Annotated in this window: 14 protein-coding genes and 1 pseudogene; all 15 read left to right on the forward strand. The window is 42.2% G+C overall.

The genetic code is table 11. The features are described from left to right. Nucleotides 1-3 precede the first annotated feature (3 nt). The 15 genes and pseudogenes from prfB to hprK all read left to right on the forward strand — a co-directional run bounded on the left by prfB (nucleotide 4) and on the right by hprK (nucleotide 16898). Nucleotides 4-1113, forward strand: a pseudogene (gene prfB, locus JCM19038_RS04545) (peptide chain release factor 2). 70 nt (nucleotides 1114-1183) lie between these two features. After that, nucleotides 1184-2059 carry a YitT family protein gene (locus tag JCM19038_RS04550; protein WP_081831610.1) on the forward strand — a complete coding sequence of 292 codons (876 nt, stop codon included), beginning with the start codon at nucleotides 1184-1186 and terminating at the stop codon, nucleotides 2057-2059. A gap of 66 nt (nucleotides 2060-2125) precedes the next feature. Beyond that, on the forward strand, nucleotides 2126-2473 hold the full coding sequence (locus JCM19038_RS04555) for a cytochrome c (RefSeq protein ID WP_042414997.1): 348 nt from the start codon (nucleotides 2126-2128) through the stop codon (nucleotides 2471-2473). A gap of 60 nt (nucleotides 2474-2533) precedes the next feature. Next, nucleotides 2534-2881 (forward strand): cytochrome c, encoded by a 348-nt coding sequence (locus JCM19038_RS04560; protein WP_042415001.1) that lies wholly within the window; start codon nucleotides 2534-2536, stop codon nucleotides 2879-2881. Between the two features lie 211 nt (nucleotides 2882-3092). Then, on the forward strand, nucleotides 3093-3779 hold the full coding sequence (gene ftsE, locus JCM19038_RS04565; protein WP_042415005.1) for a cell division ATP-binding protein FtsE: 687 nt from the start codon (nucleotides 3093-3095) through the stop codon (nucleotides 3777-3779). Beyond that, the gene (gene ftsX / locus JCM19038_RS04570) at nucleotides 3763-4656 is read left to right on the forward strand and encodes a permease-like cell division protein FtsX (RefSeq protein ID WP_239575104.1); all 894 of its coding nucleotides are present in this window, start codon (nucleotides 3763-3765) and stop codon (nucleotides 4654-4656) included. Before ftsE ends, ftsX begins: the two co-directional genes overlap by 17 nt. A 35-nt stretch (nucleotides 4657-4691) precedes the next feature. After that, on the forward strand, nucleotides 4692-6047 hold the full coding sequence (locus JCM19038_RS04575) for a murein hydrolase activator EnvC (RefSeq protein WP_042415007.1): 1356 nt from the start codon (nucleotides 4692-4694) through the stop codon (nucleotides 6045-6047). A gap of 312 nt (nucleotides 6048-6359) precedes the next feature. Continuing rightward, on the forward strand, nucleotides 6360-6788 hold the full coding sequence (locus JCM19038_RS24870; RefSeq protein ID WP_307189951.1) for a S41 family peptidase: 429 nt from the start codon (nucleotides 6360-6362) through the stop codon (nucleotides 6786-6788). Further along, nucleotides 6781-7806 (forward strand): S41 family peptidase, encoded by a 1026-nt coding sequence (locus JCM19038_RS04580; protein ID WP_307189952.1) that lies wholly within the window; start codon nucleotides 6781-6783, stop codon nucleotides 7804-7806. The genes JCM19038_RS24870 and JCM19038_RS04580 overlap by 8 nt, the downstream gene beginning before the upstream one ends. Before the next feature lie 120 nt (nucleotides 7807-7926). Then, nucleotides 7927-9138, forward strand: coding sequence for a PDZ domain-containing protein (locus tag JCM19038_RS04585; RefSeq protein WP_042415011.1), 1212 nt, complete (start codon nucleotides 7927-7929; stop codon nucleotides 9136-9138). Nucleotides 9139-9307: 169 nt separating this feature from the next. After that, nucleotides 9308-11281 (forward strand): excinuclease ABC subunit UvrB, encoded by a 1974-nt coding sequence (gene uvrB, locus JCM19038_RS04590; RefSeq protein ID WP_042415014.1) that lies wholly within the window; start codon nucleotides 9308-9310, stop codon nucleotides 11279-11281. Between the two features lie 46 nt (nucleotides 11282-11327). After that, complete coding sequence (gene uvrA, locus JCM19038_RS04595) at nucleotides 11328-14192, forward strand: excinuclease ABC subunit UvrA (protein WP_042415017.1); 2865 nt, start codon at nucleotides 11328-11330, stop codon at nucleotides 14190-14192. A gap of 79 nt (nucleotides 14193-14271) precedes the next feature. After that, nucleotides 14272-15420 carry a DUF4097 domain-containing protein gene (locus tag JCM19038_RS04600; RefSeq protein WP_042415020.1) on the forward strand — a complete coding sequence of 383 codons (1149 nt, stop codon included), beginning with the start codon at nucleotides 14272-14274 and terminating at the stop codon, nucleotides 15418-15420. A 55-nt stretch (nucleotides 15421-15475) separates the two neighbouring features. Next, nucleotides 15476-15829 (forward strand): phage holin family protein, encoded by a 354-nt coding sequence (locus JCM19038_RS04605; RefSeq protein WP_042415023.1) that lies wholly within the window; start codon nucleotides 15476-15478, stop codon nucleotides 15827-15829. Between the two features lie 133 nt (nucleotides 15830-15962). After that, nucleotides 15963-16898: an HPr(Ser) kinase/phosphatase gene (gene hprK / locus JCM19038_RS04610; RefSeq protein ID WP_042358268.1), complete on the forward strand. Its 936-nt coding sequence runs from the start codon at nucleotides 15963-15965 to the stop codon at nucleotides 16896-16898. Nucleotides 16899-16918 lie beyond the last annotated feature (20 nt).

The raw sequence follows: 16918 nt of genomic DNA on the forward strand, positions 1-16918 counted from the left end.
AACATGGATAGCTCAGAAATTCGTAATGATATCTCAGCAATGACAAAACGTCTTGCGGACTTTAGGGGGTCTCTTTGACTTAGATGTCAAAGAAGATCGTATTAAAGAACTTGAACTCAAGATGACGGAGCCTGGCTTTTGGGATAACCAAAATGAATCTAAAAAGGTTATTGATGAATCAAACGGACTAAAAGACATCACGGTTACCTTCCGGAACTTAGAAGAAGAGCTCGAGAACTTGGAAGTGAGTTTCGAGCTGATTCAAGAAGAGCCAGATGCTGATTTGGAAAAAGAGCTATTAACGGGTTTGAAATCACTTGGACAACAAATTAACGATTTTGAGTTACAAATGTTATTGAGTGAGCCGTACGACAAAAGCAATGCAATTCTAGAATTGCATCCAGGTGCTGGTGGTACGGAATCCCAAGATTGGGCAGAGATGCTTCTTCGAATGTACAAACGATGGCGGAGAAGCGAAGTTTTTCTGTAGAGACGCTAGATTACCTTGCTGGTGACGAAGCAGGTGTTAAAAGCGTAACGCTTCTCATTAAAGGTCATAATGCGTACGGATATTTAAAAGCAGAAAAAGGTGTACACCGTCTTGTGCGGATCTCACCGTTTGACTCTTCAGGACGACGCCACACGTCTTTCGTATCGTGTGACGTGATGCCTGAAATGGACGATGACGTGAATATTGAGATTAATACAGAAGACTTAAAAGTTGATACGTATCGTGCGAGTGGTGCAGGTGGACAGCATGTCAATACGACTGACTCTGCAGTTCGAATTACACACCTCCCGACAAACACAGTCGTTCAATGTCAAAATGAACGCTCACAAATTAAAAATAGGGAACAAGCGATGAAAATGCTAAAAGCCCGTTTGTATCAATTAGAGATCGAAAAGCAGCAACAAGAAATTAATGAATTGCGTGGAGACCAAGGCGATATTGGTTGGGGTAACCAAATTCGTTCTTATGTATTCCATCCGTATAACATGGTGAAAGATCATCGGACGAACCATGAGATTGGAAATACGGGTGCGGTGATGGACGGCGGTATTGATCCATTCATTGATGAGTATTTACGTTCGACACTCTCCACAAAAAAATAAAGGCCTCAATAAGCTGCCCGAATGGGCAGCTTAATTTTTGTGCATATTGAATGAAAGGGGTACGAATTCAATGACTCAAATCGACTCAAAACGAAGGCAACCACTTGAAGGAAACGCGAGATTTTTCCTGAATTTATTTCTCGTACTTACTGGATCTGCGCTCGTTGCGATCTCATATAATTTATTTTTACTACCTAATCAAATTGCTTCAGGCGGAGTGAGCGGTTTTGCGACAATCGTCTACAATACGATGGGAATTGCACCGCACATTACGTTGTGGGCGTTAAATATTCCTCTGTTTTTAGTAGGGATGTTATTACTCGGAGGCTGGAAATACGGAGGCAAAACGATTGTTGGGACGTTGTTTTTACCTCTTGTTGTTTGGTTAACCGAAGACTGGGCACCACTTACGAGTGATCCGTTACTCGCTTCGTTATTCGGGGGAATTGGGGTTGGTGCCGGATTAGGACTCGTGTTTAGGTCAGGAGCTTCAACCGGTGGAACGGACTTGGCTGCGCAAGTTATTAACAAGTACACAGGCATTTCACTTGGCGCTTGTGTGTTTTTTATGGATGGTCTCATTGTCACACTTTCTGCTTTTGCGTTTAGTATTGAGCTGGCGTTATTTGCACTCATTGGGCTTTTTATTACAGGAAAAACGATTGATGTCGTCCAAACAGGGCTTGGGTATGACAAAATGGCATTCATCATTACGAGTGAAGAGGGCAAAGTAAAAGAGGCAATTCTTCACGATGTTGATCGTGGGGTTACGAAGTTGCAAGCAAGCGGTGGCTTCACAGATGATGAACGACCGGTTTTGATGGTCGTTGTAAACCGTAATGAAGTCGCGCTTTTAAAGCGAACCGTACAAAAAATCGATCATCAGGCTTTCGTTGTAGTAAGCAATGCGACAGAAGTTCTTGGACGGGGTTTTAAAATGGATTGATTTAGGAACACTAAGGTCACGGGCATATGGTATGCCCATTTTTCTAAAGGAAGGGAGGTATGATGGGTGAAGAAGCTACTATTAATCACGGGTGCTCTGGCATTTATTCTTGGTGGTTGTGGAGGCGCTGATGACACCGAAGATCCAGCGATGGATGATGATGGTGCAATGGAGGAAGAAGCTGCTGATGATGGTGGTTCAGTAAGTGCTGAAGAAGGAATGGCACTGTATGAACAAAACTGTATGAGTTGTCACGGTGGTGACTTCGAAGGGATGTCAGGTCCAGCGCTTGAAGGCTATAGCGAAGACGAAGTGTTAGCAGCAATTCAAGAAGGTCCTGGTAGCATGCCAGCAGATATTGTGACTGGTGAAGATGCTGACGCTGTAGCGAAGTATGTTGCAGAAGAAGGGTAATGTACATTCAAAAAAGCTTTCGGTTAATCCGAAAGCTTTTTTTGCAGAAAGGGATGCGCTATGAAACGTTGTTTGATCATCGGAGTTGCAGCAATCGTTTTTTTAACAGGTTGTGGGGAGGATCGCGAACCGGTTAGCGATGAAGAAGGTGGAACGACAGATCAAGAAGCGGAAGTAGGTCGTACGTACGACAGCGCTGAAGCGGCTCATCTTTATGAACAAAATTGTTTAAGTTGCCACGGGCAAATGGAAGATAATGAAAGTGGTGCGACAGGCCCACCTTTAGTAGGATACAGTGCTGAGGAAGTACTAGACGCGATCGTTCAAGGTCCAGGAAGTATGCCAGCAGGTTTATTAGAGGGTGAAGAGGCCGAAGCTGTAGCGAATTACATTGCAGATTACGATTGAAAAACGAGCAAAATAGCTGCTCGTTTTTTCTTTTTGTTATATTTCTAGGGTAGGTTGTTAAATACATGAAATGAAACTGTAACACAAAAAAAGGATGGGTCTGATATAATAATTTTCGTAGATCATGACAAAGAATGCCATGATTCTACATAAAACCTGAAAAGGTGTGCGATTACGTGATCAAGAAAAGTGTATTAGGTGTGGGGTTATCATGATTACGATGAAACGAGTGCGCAAGACGTATCCAAACGGGGTACAAGCGTTAAACGGAATGAATATTCATATAGACAAAGGTGAATTTGTGTATGTTGTCGGACCAAGTGGTGCCGGAAAAACGACATTTATCAAATTGATGATTCGTGAATTAAAACCTTCTGAAGGATTAATTCAGATTAACGGGAACAACTTAGGCGATTTATCGGACAAGCAGATTCCTTACTTACGTCGTAAGATCGGTGTTGTGTTTCAAGATTTTAAGTTGTTTACAAAACTCTCGGTCTATGAAAACATCGCATTTGCTCTTGAAGTTATTGAAGAAGATCCAGAGCAAATTAAAACGAAGGTTATGGACGTTCTTGAGATTGTAGGTTTGAAATCAAAGGCGAGGTTCAACACAAGTGAGTTATCAGGTGGAGAGAAGCAACGTATTGCCATTGCAAGAGCAATTGTCAATCAACCTGCAATCTTGATCGCTGATGAACCGACAGGGAACTTAGATCCAGAAACCGCTTGGAGTATTATGGGGACGTTAGAGGAAATTAACAATAGAGGCACCACAATTGTTATGGCAACTCATAACAGTCATATCGTCAACACGTTGAAAAAACGAGTCATTGCAATCGAAAACGGCAAAGTAGTACGTGATGAAGTGGGAGGATCTTATGGCTATCAAGCGTAAAACACTCACACGTCACGGTCGTGAAGGGTTTAAGAACATACGTCGAAATGGATGGATGAGCTTTGCATCCATGAGCGCAGTAGCAATTATGCTTTTCGTTGTTGGGGCGTTTGCATTCTTAATTGTCAACACAAATCATCTCATTGATACGATTGAGAACGATGTCGAAATTCGAGCGTTTTTTGAACATGATGTCGATGCATCAGAGCAAGAGTCTGTTCTCGAAGAAGTTGAAAGTCATGATTCAGTAGAGAACGTTGTCTATCGAGACCGCGATGAAGGTCTCGACGTGTTTATGGAAAGCATGGGTTCAGATGGTGAAGTATTCGAGAACTTACGAGAAGAGAATCCATTAAATGATGCGTTAATCATTCAGGCTACAGATCCACAAATGACCGCTGCAGTTGCAGAAGAAGTAAACGCACAATCAGCCATCGAATCGGTTGAATATGGGGAGTCAATTCTCGGACAATTGTTCACAGTAACGAATTATGTACGAATACTAGGGGGCGCACTAGTTATTGGCCTCATCTTTACTTCTGTATTCCTCATTTCAAATACAATTAAACTTACAATTTTGTCCCGAAAAGATGAAATTCAAATCATGAAACTTGTCGGTGCAACGAATAGTTTTGTTCGCTTCCCTTTCTTCATTGAGGGAGCTTTGATCGGACTGATTGGAGCCATCATTCCAATTGCCGGCTTAACAGTAGGTTACAGCTATCTTTACAGCTTTATGTATGACCAAGTTCCATTTTTCACATTTGTAGAGCCGAATCCAATGATCTGGCAAATCTCAGGTTTGCTACTACTAGTCAGTATTCTCGTTGGAATCTTTGGTAGTCAAATGTCGGTTCGCAAGTTTTTGAAGGTATAGATAAACGAGTAAGGTTTAGAGGAGGAGCATGCAGCATGCAGGGGAAGAAAATAATCATGTTTGCCGCAGCGTTCTTGATCGCCCTAGGAAGCTGGATGACGATTCACGATTCAGCTTCCGCCTCTAGTAGTCTAGAGCAGGAGCTACAAGATCTTGAACGTGAACGCGAGCGAATTGAAGAACGTTCGAACGAAAGAAAGCAAGAGCTTGGCGGGGTTGAAGATGATTTAGAAGCAATCAATGCAGAAATTGCTGAACTTGATCAAGAAATCGGAGAAACAACGAGCGAGATTGCTAGTCGTGAAGCAGAAATTGAAGAAATTGAAGCAGAAATTGAAGCATTAAAAGAAGAAATTAAAGAAATCGAAACTCGAATTGCTGAGCGAGATGAACTAATTAAAGATCGTGCAGCTTCAATGTATAAAAGTGGCGGCAGTTCAGTTGAATATCTGGAAGTTATTTTAGGCGCCGAAAGTTTTGGAGATTTTATTGAACGCGTACATACGTTATCAACGATTGCAGAACAAGACCGTGAAATCTTAGAAGAGCATCAAGCGGATCACGAATTGTTAGAAGAAAAGAAAGCAAAGGTTGAGGAGAATCTAGCAGCCTTGGAAACACATTTACAAGAACTCGAAGAGTTACGTAAAGATCTTGAAGGGTCAATGGCTGTTAAAGAAAGTGTTATGTCTGATCTAAAAGAAGACGAACTCCAACTTCTTGATGAAATCAACGGATTTACGAACGAGAAGTTACTTCTTGATGATCAAGTAGCTTCTAAGCAAGCGGAGATTACGAAAGCTGAAGAAGAAGCACGTGTTGCTGCAGCGAATGCACAAGCAGAACGTGAAGCAGCTGAAGCGGCTGAGGTAGCAGAGCAAGAAGCAGTCGCATCAGCGTCAACGTCTCCTTCATCTTCATCTGAATCAAGTTCTAACTCTAGCAACAATAACTCTTCAAATGCATCAAATCCTCCAAGCGTAGGTGATACTGGAGGCACACTTGCAACGCCTGCTACAGGTAGAATTTCTTCACAGTATGGTCCCCGTTGGGGCAGCTTCCACCACGGTATTGATATCGGCGCGGGTGGACGTTCAAATGTACCAATCGTAGCAGCGGAATCGGGATCAGTTTCATTCGCTGGTTGGATGAACGGGTACGGAAACACGGTCATTGTTCGACACACGATTGGCGGACGTACTGTTGAGACACTCTATGCTCACCTTGATTCAATTAATGTTTCACAAGGTCAGTCTGTAAGTCGAACACAACAAATCGGAATCATGGGTAATACGGGCGCTTCTCAGGGTGCACACCTCCATTTTGAGGTTCATGAAGGAACTTGGAATGGTAGCAAGTCGAACTCTGTTGATCCGATGAATTATCTATAATACAAAAACACAAGTTGCTTATGCGACTTGTGTTTTCTTTAGGTATGCTCTGTGATCTCATGAACGGTGCTGTATTCTTTAATCTGATGGTTAAGATCCTTTCTTACCAAGCCAGAAAAGAGGATTGTCGCTTTCAATGATTGAGCAGAAATTCCCGTAAAAACACGTCACAGAACGTGCCCATTTACCTTTTGTACTTGCTGATGAAATGTGTTTAAATGAGAAGAAGGAATAAGCGTCATACGTACGACGTGCTTGTCATACAATCATGAAGAGTCATTAGGTCTGGATATAAATAGAGGTGGAGCAACAATGAATAGAAAAGGTGTTTGGATCGTTGTTCTTGCTGTTACAGTTTTGGCAGCGGGTGGAGGAGGCTTGTTGCTCGGTATGGGTGTAAGTAATGGAAACAATTACGAAGCACCGATTGCCGGGAATCAGCTTTCATCTAGTGAAGGTGAAGGCTGGAATAAGGTTCATGATGCGTTTCAAGTCATCTCTGAATCCTATGTTGAAGATGTTAACGAAGAAGATTTGTACGAAGGAGCTATTCGAGGAATGCTCCATGAATTAGATGATCCATATTCGGTTTATATGGACCGTGAAACAGCTGTCGAGTTTACGCAATCTCTAGGCAATGAGTTTGAAGGGATCGGCGCTGAGGTGAACATGGTAAATGGTTCGGTTACGATCGTTTCACCAATTCAAGGCTCACCAGCAGAGGAAGCAGCTGATGCCTGATGATCGGATTTTAGAAGTTGATGGCAATTCAACGGAAGGATTGTCATTAAACGAGGCGTTAATGCAAATTCGTGGTGAGAAAGGAACAACGGTTGTTCTGACAATTGGACGTCCATCTGCAACGGATCCTTTCCAAGTTGAAATCGAGCGAGACGCAATTCCTGTTGAGACAGTACATGCGAATACGTATGAACATGAGGATCAAACAATCGGTGTGATAGATATTACATCGTTCTCAGTTGATACGGCACAAGAGTTTGAAGAAGGCTTGCATTACCTTGAGAATGAAGGGATTGACGGATTAGTCATTGATGTTCGTCAAAATCCTGGTGGATACCTAAACAGTGTTCAAGATATCGGCAGTTTACTACTGCCAAAGGGCGAAACAATTGTTCAGATTGAAGAACCAACAGGTGATATTTCACAAACGGTTTCTACACTTGAAGATCAAAAAGACTATCCAATTGTCGGTTTAATTAACGGTGGTAGTGCTTCAGCTTCAGAGATTTTAGCTGCTGCTTTACATGAAGCTGGTGGTTATGAGCTTGTAGGTGAAACGACATTTGGTAAAGGAACGGTCCAACAATCCTATGACTTTGGGGACGGAAGTGAGATGAATTTATCGATGTTCCGTTGGTTAACATCAGCGGGGAACAACATTCATGAAGATGGGGTAGTTCCAACGATTGAAATTAGTCAACCGGATTACTTCTATTCAACTGCACTATCCATTGATGAATCGCTCGTTCTTAACGATAATAATGATCAAGTAAAGAGTGCTCAAGAGATTCTCCAAGGTCTTGGATTTGAGCCAGGACGAACAGACGGATACTTTGATGAACAAACAGAAAATGCGGTTACGGCGTTTCAACAAATGCATGATGATCTTGATGTAACGGGTGAAGTCGATGATTCGACGGCACAGGCACTTCACACAAGCATTGTAGAGAAGATCCGTGACCCTGAGAATGATCGTCAATTAAACCGAGCATTAGAAGTTATCCTTGAACAGCAATAGGTGTCTATACATTTAGGTAAATACATCCGTGTAACGACGGATGTATTTATTTTATAAGCTATTTCGAACCGTTTCCGTTATACTAGAATTAATTGATTACGACAATAAAGGGGTCACACTATGCAGACATGGCTGGTCGATGTACTGACAGGGATAGGTATGTTTTTTGTACATCCACTTACATATGTAGCGATCGTTGCAATGGCGTGGGTTGGATTTAGGCGAATGAAGCGCGAGCGCAAGATGTTTCATACGTCAATTCGACCGTGGACAGAAGAGTGGCTACACCCGTTAGTGCCTGGCGTGCTTGCAGGCATTATTGCATCCGTCGTTGTTGTACTACTTGGAATTGTATTATCAACAGAATACTTAATGATTACCGCTGTCGTTTACTTAATTTTTCTCGTAGTTGGAGGTACACGCTTTCTCTCTCCAATCTATAGCTTATTAATGGCTTTATTGATTGATCAATGGTTGCTTGGCTACATTACTTATGAAGCGGCTTGGCTTCCAACCGGAGCTACGACAGAGCCAGCATGGGTTCTGTTGCTCGTTTTTGTACTAACAATTATTGAAGCAGTATTATTACGTGAAAGACGCAGTAGTAGACGTTATTCACCGCTGAGAATAAAGAGTTCAAGAGGAAAGTGGATTGGCGGTCAACGCTTTGATCGGCTGTATTTAATCCCACTTTTTGTTTTTGTTCCTGGTGAGCTTGTGTCAAACGTAAACTGGTGGCCATTCTTGCCTGTGGCTGATGGGCTTTCGGTAACACTCGTACCATTTTTGTTAGGTGCTCATGCGGTGAGCTATTCCGAAAGGATCGGACATCAGCTTGCGCGGACAAGCACTCAACTCCTTTGGATTGCAGCTCTTGCTGGTGCGTCTTCGTTTGCGGTTTTTTATTACCCAACTGCACTTTTGTATGTTTTGGTCGGTTTGTTAATACTGAGAATTACTGTCCAACTTTCGAAACGATTACAAGACCGCAAAGCAACTCCTTATTTTACGCCGCGAGCTGATGGTGTCGTTATCTTAGCTGTTCGCCCAGGTTCGCCGGCTGAGAAGATGGGGTTAATACCGGGTGAAATCGTAACGAAAGTTCACCAAGAGCCTGTGAATAGTGAGTGGAGCTTCTATCAGAAACTACAAATTAACCCGGCTTACGGGAAAGTTGAAGTCGTAGATGAGCGTGGAGAAAAACGGATTGAACAAGCGGCATTATACGACAATGAACACCATGAATTAGGCATCGTCTTTTTACGCCCAGAGATGGCTGTAGAGTGGCAGACGAAGGGGAACGAAGCAACATCAAATGAAACAAATGCGTAGCAAAAGTGATTAGACATTCCTAAAAGAGGTATTCTAGTGATATAGAATGCCGAAAAACGGGAATGTCTTTTTGTGTACAGAAATAAAAACCGAAAGTATGTTCGCTTTTATGGAATTGTGATATAATTTTAGTAACAAAAGATGTACGCACGGTAGGAGGAGAGCAACGTTGAATCAATTTGAACTAGTATCAGCTTATGAGCCACAAGGGGACCAACCACAAGCGATTAAAGAAATTGTGAAGCAAGTGAACGAAGGGAAGAAACATCAAGTGTTGCTCGGTGCGACAGGTACGGGTAAGACGTTTACGATGTCGAATGTCATTAAAGAAGTTAACAAGCCAACGTTAATTATTGCTCATAATAAGACGCTGGCAGGACAGCTATACAGTGAATTTAAATCATTCTTTCCAAACAATGCTGTCGAATATTTCGTAAGTTATTATGATTACTATCAGCCAGAGGCTTATGTTCCACAGTCAGATACATTCATTGAGAAGGATGCTAGTATCAACGATGAGATTGATAAACTAAGACACTCTGCAACGAGTGCGCTTTTTGAGCGTGAAGATGTCATTATTATTGCTAGTGTATCTTGCATCTACGGCTTAGGTTCCCCAGAAGAATACCGCGATCTTGTTGTCTCACTTAGAACAGATATGGAGAAAGGTCGAGACGAACTATTAAATGATCTCGTTGATATTCAATATACGAGAAATGATATTAACTTCATACGCGGAACGTTTCGTGTACGTGGAGATGTTGTTGAGATCTTTCCTGCCTCGCGAGATGAACAATGCATTCGCGTTGAATTTTTTGGCGATGAAATTGATCGCATTACTGAAGTTGATGCACTTACGGGTGAGGTGATTGGCGAACGAAATCACGTTGCCATTTTCCCAGCATCTCACTTTGTTACTCGTGAAGAGAAGATGAAGCGTGCAATTGTCAACATTGAGAAAGAGTTGGAAGAACAACTAGAAGAATTAAATGCGAACAATAAATTGTTAGAAGCGCAACGTTTAGAACAACGTACGCGTTATGATATTGAAATGATGCATGAGATGGGTTTTTGTTCAGGAATTGAGAATTATTCAAGGCACTTAACATTCCGTGAGGCCGGTGATTCACCATACACATTGATCGACTTCTTTCCTAAAGATTTCTTATTAATTATTGATGAATCACACGTGACATTACCTCAAGTTCGAGGGATGTATAACGGTGACCAAGCACGCAAGAAAGTTCTTGTAGACCACGGTTTCCGTTTGCCATCAGCAATGGATAACCGTCCGCTTAAATTCGAAGAGTTCGAGAAGCGAGTAGCACAAGCAGTATACGTTTCTGCAACGCCTGGTCCTTATGAAGGAGAGAAGGCTCCAGAAGTAGTAGAGCAGATCATTCGACCGACGGGGTTGTTAGATCCTGAAGTAGAGGTAAGACCAATCCAAGGACAAATTGATGATTTAATTGGTGAGATTAACAAAAGATCAGAACGCTCTGAGCGGGTTCTTATTACAACGTTAACGAAGAAAATGTCTGAAGACTTAAGTGCATACTTAACGGAAGTCGGTATTAAAGTGAAGTATTTGCATTCTGACATTAAAACGTTAGAACGACTAGAGATTATCCGGCAACTTCGACTCGGGGAATTTGATTGTCTTGTTGGAATTAACTTGTTACGTGAAGGATTGGACATTCCAGAAGTATCTCTCGTCGCAATCCTAGATGCGGATAAAGAAGGGTTTCTACGAGCGGAGCGTTCATTGATTCAAACGATGGGTCGTGCGGCACGTAACGCAAACGGGCGAGTCATTATGTACGCAGATAAGATTACAGGATCGATGCGGGTAGCGATGGATGAAACTGAGCGACGTCGTACGATTCAAATAGAATACAACGAGAAGCATGGCATTACACCGCAGACGATTAACAAAGCGATCCCAGATACCGTACAAGCGACAGTGTCAACCGACGATCCAGCTGAAGAGAAAACGATCAAGTCACCTAAGAAGATGACGAAAGAAGAACGAATCGCCACCATTGAGAAGATCGAAAGTGATATGAAAGATGCTGCGCGTCTGTTGGACTTTGAACGAGCAGCAGAATTACGTGACGTGCTAATCGAATTAAAAGGGTCGTAGAACGATACCACAATTATTGCAGGAGTTATGAAAGGAAGACGTCGATATGGGATTAGATAACATTCGCGTGAAAGGTGCACGGTCACATAATTTAAAGAACGTTGACATTACGATTCCTAGAGACAAGTTGGTCGTTTTTACGGGACTTTCTGGTTCTGGGAAATCGTCACTTGCTTTTGATACGATTTACGCAGAAGGGCAACGACGATATGTTGAGTCGTTATCGGCGTATGCTCGGCAGTTTTTAGGTCAAATGGATAAACCAGATGTTGATAGTATAGAAGGGTTATCCCCGGCAATTTCAATTGATCAGAAGACGACCAGTCAAAATCCCCGATCTACCGTCGGAACGGTTACGGAGATTTATGATTACTTGCGTCTTTTATTTGCAAGAATCGGTATGCCGTATTGTCCGAACCACAATATACCGATTACTTCCCAAAGTGTACAACAGATGATTGATCAACTGCTAGAATATCCTGAACGCACGAAAATGCAAATTCTAGCTCCAATTGTCTCTGGACGAAAAGGTACCCATAAGAAAGTGTTTGATGATTTAAAGAAACAAGGGTACGTTCGTGTCCGAGTCGATGGAACGATTCTAGACCTCTCAGAGGAGATTGAGTTAGATAAGAATAAGAAGCACTCTATTGAGGTCGTTGTAGATCGAATTGTTATTAAGGATGGGATTGAAGCAAGATTATCAGGGTCACTTGAAACGGGCTTAGACCTTGCTGGAGGTCAAATTCTAATTGATCTAATTGATGGCGATGAAATTCGCTTCAATCAACATCATTCATGTCCACAATGTGGTTTCTCAATTGGAGAGCTAGAGCCGCGTTTGTTTTCTTTTAACAATCCGTTCGGAGCGTGCCCGACGTGTGATGGATTAGGCTCTAAATTAGAGACAGACGAAGAGTTAGTCATTCCAGACGCCTCTCTTAGCTTGCGTGAACATGCAATCTTACCTTGGAAGCCAACAAGTTCTAATTATTATCCGCAACTGTTAGAAGCGGTTTGTTCCCATTATGGTATTGACATGGATGTGCCGTTTAACGAGCTTCCGAAAGAACATGTTGAAATTTTATTTTACGGTAGCGGAAAAGATTTAATTGTTTTTCGTCACGAAAATGAATTTGGAACGGTTCGAGAGCGTACTATTTACTTTGAAGGTGTTTTACGCAACATCTCAAGACGTTATCATGAAACGTCGTCGGATTATGTTCGGGAACAAATGGAACAATACATGATTAGTAAGGCGTGTGGCACGTGTAAAGGACATCGTTTAAAGAAAGAAAGCTTATCAGTTCTCGTTGCAGGAAAGCATATTGGGCAAGTAACAGACTTACCGATCCTTGAAGCGAAGAACTATGTAACAACACTCGACCTTACCGATAAAGAAAAGCAGATTGCAAGGTTAATCATTAATGAAATCGATGAACGTTTAGGGTTTTTAGCAAATGTAGGGCTCGGTTACTTGACGATGAGTCGAACAGCAGGAACATTATCAGGTGGGGAGGCTCAGCGAATTCGCTTAGCAACTCAAATTGGTTCTGCGCTGATGGGAGTGCTGTACATTTTAGATGAGCCGAGTATCGGCCTTCATCAACGGGATAACACACGTTTAATTAAAACGCTTGAACGGATGCGAGACCTCGGTAATACATTAATCGTCGTTGAGCACGATGAAGATACGATGTTTGCAGCAGACCATATCGTTGATATCGGTCCTGGTGCAGGCTTAGCTGGCGGCTATATTACGAGTGAAGGAACGCCTGATGAAATTATGGAGGATCCTGAATCATTGACGGGTCAATATTTATCAGGGAAGCGATTCATTCCTCTTCCTAAAGAACGACGAGCGTTAACCGATCGAAAGTTGACGATTAAAGGTGCTACGGCAAACAACTTGAAAAACGTAACCGTTGACATACCACTTGGTGTTTTTAATGCAGTCACAGGCGTCTCGGGTTCAGGAAAAAGTACGTTGATTAACGATATTCTTCGTAAAGCACTGTCCCAAAAGCTCCATCGTGCAAGGGAGAAACCAGCAAAGCACAAAGAAATTGAAGGCATTGATCAACTTGATTATGTTGTGAACATCGACCAATCCCCAATTGGTCGAACGCCAAGATCAAACCCTGCAACATACACAGGTGTGTTTGATTACATTCGTGAAGTGTATGCGATGACAAACGAAGCGAAAGTAAGAGGCTACCAAAAAGGAAGGTTTAGCTTTAACGTAAAAGGTGGACGTTGTGAAACATGTCGCGGTGACGGGATTCTAAAGATCGAAATGCATTTTCTCCCAGATGTGTATGTGCCATGTGAGGAATGCGATGGAAAACGGTACAATCGTGAGACGCTAGACATCAAATATAAAAACAAAAACATCGCTGACATTCTAGCGATGACGGTTGACGAAGCGATTGTGTTCTTTGAGAACATTCCACGCATTTACAGGAAGATAAAGACGTTACAAGATGTCGGATTAGGGTATATAAAACTAGGGCAGTCAGGAACGACGTTATCAGGTGGAGAAGCGCAACGAGTGAAGCTTGCATCTCAACTGCACCGACGTACGAGCGGACGCTCTTTGTATATTCTTGATGAACCGACGACAGGCCTTCATGTTGATGACATTAAACGTTTGCTACAAGTGCTTCAACGCTTAGTAGATAATGGAGATACAGTTCTAGTTATTGAACACAATCTTGATGTCATCAAAACAGTCGATCATATTGTTGACTTAGGCCCAGAAGGTGGCGATGGTGGTGGAGAAATACTCGTAACAGGCACACCAGAAGTCGTAGCTGAAACGAAAGGTTCTTACACGGGAGATTACCTAAAACCGATCTTAGAGCGCGAAAAGAAACGCATGGATGAACTAAAGGAATCTGTTAGCTCCTAAACGCTTGAAACCTTATACCGTGGCTGTTCGTAAATAGATTGTGAGATAGCTAAATGTTAAGGAAAGCGAGGGTACCATCATGGAAGAGCGTAAGATGATTCTCAAGATGATTGACGAAGGTAAAATTAGTGCTGAGGATGGAGAAAAGCTTATGCGTGCCATAAGTAATCATTCATCGAACACTGAACCGACCGTAAGCAACTCAACAACGAGAGACAAATCTCAACTTAGTACAGAAGTGAACTGGGAAGAAGGGAATCGCCGTTTTGATGAGCAATCGGACCAAAATGTAAATCAAGACGACAACAATCGTTGGAGTGAAGGGGCACGTTGGTTTTCGGATTTTGTTGAGTCAGCAGTTACGAAGATTAAAGAACTTGATCTTGATTTTAACTTTGGCAATGCGGTCGAAGTTAACCATATCTTTCAGCATACAGGCATGAGTGAAGATCTGTTTAACTTATCCCTCGAAAATGGTGCAGTCGAATTAAAGACGTGGGATGAGCCAGATGTGAAACTTGAATGCACGGCAAAAGTGTACAAAGCAAGTAACGTAGAAGAAGCTCGAAACAGCTTCTTAGAAAATACGGTCTTCGAATCCATTGACAACGAACTTCATTTTTACACGAAGTCGAAGCGCATTAAATTGAACACGACTGTTTATTTGCCTAAGAAGAAGCTCGAAAAGGTAAAGTTATATACATTTAACGGTAAGGTGACGGTTGCTGATGCAGATACAACGTATTTGTCCATTAAATCTGTTAACGGAAGTTTAGATGTTGATTCAGTAAAAACGGAGCTTCTAGAAGCTGAAGCGTTAAACGGTACCGTACACGTTAAAGGTGGTACAATTGACCGTATCGATTTGAGGACAGCTAATGGTAGCGTAGAGTTGGATGGAAGTTATAAAGACATTGATGCAGAAGCATTAAATGGAACGATCCATTGTCATTTTAAAGATGTGAAGTCAGGGTATGCGTCGTTAAACGCGGGTACTGGTTCAGTGAAGGTTATTGTTCCTGATCAAGTGAGTACCAAAGCGAAGTTAAAGACGAATGTGGGAAGCTATCATTGGAAGCTCCCAAATGTTGATGTTCATGAGGAGAAGCGTGACTTTATCCAGAAAACGTTGACACTCGTTTCAAACCCTAACTTTGAGGATCAAATTCGTATTGATGCAAGTACAAAAACGGGTTCAATCTCAATTAAAACAGAGAGTGAAGAATAAAGGATAGAGCGGCGGGGTCCGCTCTCTTCTTTTATGGAAGGAGAGCCTGATCACGATGCTCGGATGTTTCTTTTATATAGTAGTAAATGCAGCAGTGTTGTTAATTACAGGATTGATTTTTGATGGGTTTGAATTAAGTGGATGGGGTGCAGCGTTTATTGCTGCCATTTTACTTGGTCTTGCCAATACGCTTGTACGTCCAATTTTAGTCGTACTTACGCTCCCAGTGACGGTTTTGACATTAGGTATTTTTATCTTTATTATCAATGCCTTCTTGCTCTACTTTATCTCGTTTTTGATGGGAGATGCCTTTGTAATTGACCACTTCGGTACGGCGATTTTAGCTGCTGTCGTTATGGCGTTAATTAACGCATTGCTCAATCTAATTTCTAAACCTTTTACTTCTTAATTGAAAAGGGACCTTGGCCGAAGGATAGCCAAGGTCTCTTTTTGCTGTACGTCTGACATTCATCTTGAAGTTCTTTCATGCTACAATAGATAGGATCTGCAAAAAGATAATGGATAGTTTCGGAGGTGTGACGATGTCAAAAGTCACTGCGAAAAGTTTAATCGATCGATTCTCCATGGAGTTACTTGGTGGAGAAGATGGCATTTATCGACCGATTACGACGAGTGATATATCTCGACCGGGAATGGAAATGGCCGGTTTCTTTACATATTATCCGCGGCGACGGTTACAGTTGCTCGGGCGTACAGAGTTAACGTTTTTAGAACGACTTACCGATCAGCAACGTACAGAAAGAATGCAAAAGTTATGTACACCGAACACGCCAGGTGTCATTATTTCAAGAGGATTAGAAGCTCCACCTGAATTGATGGAAGCCGCTGAAGCTTCAGGCGTTCCAATCATGCGTGCAGATATGACAACGACACGTCTCATCAGTATGATTACAAACTTTCTAGAAGCGCAGTTAGCCGATACGACTGCTGTGCATGGTGTTCTTGTAGACATATATGGAATTGGCGTTTTAATCACTGGGGCAAGTGGAGTAGGTAAGAGTGAAACGGCTCTTGACCTCGTACGACGTGGTCATCGACTTGTTGCTGATGATTCCGTTGAAATTAGTCAACAACATGCGGACACATTGATGGGACAAGCACCTGAACTCATTCGCCACCTACTTGAAATCCGGGGTTTAGGGATTATAGATGTGATGACCTTGTTCGGCGCTGGAGCGGTGCGACCATTTAAGCGCATTACACTAAATGTTCATTTAGAACTTTGGGATGAAAAGAAAGCGTATGACCGCTTAGGAATTGATGAAGAAAAATTACAGATCCTTGAAAGTGAAATACCGAAATATACGATTCCTGTTCGTCCTGGACGGAACTTGGCAGTAATTGTAGAAGTTGCAGCGATGAACTTCCGATTGAAGCGGATGGGAATTAATGCTGCGCAAGAGTTTTCGAACAAACTAATGGATGTTATTGAAGATTACGACAAAGAAGAATTGTAATTGAAAGAGGTGACTGTAAA

The organism is Geomicrobium sp. JCM 19038 (genome assembly GCF_000698125.1).
GTDB lineage: Bacteria > Bacillota > Bacilli > Bacillales > Marinococcaceae > Geomicrobium_A.

Bases quoted from the DNA above. Each gene is read 5' to 3' on its own strand.
- uvrA (WP_042415017.1), top strand. From the start codon at position 11,328: ATGGGATTAGATAACATTCGCGTGAAAGGTGCACGGTCACATAATTTA.
- JCM19038_RS04605 (WP_042415023.1), top strand. From the start codon at position 15,476: ATGCTCGGATGTTTCTTTTATATAGTAGTAAATGCAGCAGTGTTGTTA.
- JCM19038_RS04585 (WP_042415011.1), top strand. From the start codon at position 7,927: ATGCAGACATGGCTGGTCGATGTACTGACAGGGATAGGTATGTTTTTT.
- JCM19038_RS04560 (WP_042415001.1), top strand. From the start codon at position 2,534: ATGAAACGTTGTTTGATCATCGGAGTTGCAGCAATCGTTTTTTTAACA.
- JCM19038_RS24870 (WP_307189951.1), top strand. From the start codon at position 6,360: ATGAATAGAAAAGGTGTTTGGATCGTTGTTCTTGCTGTTACAGTTTTG.
- JCM19038_RS04575 (WP_042415007.1), top strand. From the start codon at position 4,692: ATGCAGGGGAAGAAAATAATCATGTTTGCCGCAGCGTTCTTGATCGCC.
- JCM19038_RS04600 (WP_042415020.1), top strand. From the start codon at position 14,272: ATGGAAGAGCGTAAGATGATTCTCAAGATGATTGACGAAGGTAAAATT.
- ftsE (WP_042415005.1), top strand. From the start codon at position 3,093: ATGATTACGATGAAACGAGTGCGCAAGACGTATCCAAACGGGGTACAA.
- ftsX (WP_239575104.1), top strand. From the start codon at position 3,763: ATGGCTATCAAGCGTAAAACACTCACACGTCACGGTCGTGAAGGGTTT.
- JCM19038_RS04550 (WP_081831610.1), top strand. From the start codon at position 1,184: ATGACTCAAATCGACTCAAAACGAAGGCAACCACTTGAAGGAAACGCG.
- hprK (WP_042358268.1), top strand. From the start codon at position 15,963: ATGTCAAAAGTCACTGCGAAAAGTTTAATCGATCGATTCTCCATGGAG.
- JCM19038_RS04580 (WP_307189952.1), top strand. From the start codon at position 6,781: ATGCCTGATGATCGGATTTTAGAAGTTGATGGCAATTCAACGGAAGGA.